The organism is Longitalea luteola (genome assembly GCF_017356035.1).
GTDB classification, from domain to species: domain Bacteria; phylum Bacteroidota; class Bacteroidia; order Chitinophagales; family Chitinophagaceae; genus Niastella; species Niastella luteola.
Map to the genome: position 1 here is coordinate 1 of NZ_JAFIQX010000036.1, position 915 is coordinate 915.

Consider the following 915-nt stretch of genomic DNA (forward strand, 5'->3'; position numbering starts at 1 on the left):
TTGGCCAGTCATCTGGCAGGCGCATTAAACAGTATATCTTATCCAGATGTAAGTACAGGGTGGGAACTGCTTACAGAAACACACTACGACGACTATAGTGGCATACCATCAGGTTTCTATACCACATCTTTATATCCCAGTGGGTACGGTAATTATATGAATGCATCTGCTGCTGATTATCCCGATCCTTTAACGCCTGTTTCTTTAGTGAGGGGAATGGTGACGTGGACGAAAGCCAAAGTACTGAATGAGAATACATACATCATTACCTGCAACCTGTACGATGAAAAGCAGCGAATTATTCAAATTCAGACGCTTAACTATACAGGCGGAATGGATGTAGTTACTAATCAATATAGTTTTTCGGGTCAGCTGCTAAGAAGCCATGTAACAAATCAAAAGCTGGGTAATAATGCGCAAACCTTTGAGATAGCTACAAAGAACAATTTCGATGATTTGGGAAGATTAAAGTCTATAGAGAAAAGTGTAAATGGCAGTGCCTGGAGACCTATATCAACCATTGAGTATGATGCGCTGGGGCAGGAAAAGGTAAGGAAGTTGGGTGCTGATCCAAACAATCCTTTGGAATCACTAACCTACGATTACAATATACGAGGATGGTTATTGGGCGCCAACAGGAATTATGTAAGTGATAATAATAATACCAATTATTTTGGCTTTGATCTTGGCTATGATAAGAATGGGGTAATAGGAACGTATTCGCCGAAATATGATGGTAATATTGCAGGCATGGTATGGAAAAGCAAAGGAGACGATACAAAAAGAAAGTATGATTTTAATTACGATAACGTGAACCGCATTTTAGGTGCAGATTTTAATCAATGGGTTTCCGGTTCCGGTGCAACTGCAATTTTTAATAAATCGGCAAATATTGATTTCAGTGTTACCGGTATT

Annotated in this window: 1 pseudogene; it reads left to right on the top strand. The window is 39.3% G+C overall.

From position 1 onward, the window contains the following. Positions 1 to 915 (top strand): annotated as a pseudogene (locus JUB15_RS28305) (hypothetical protein); the annotation flags it as partial.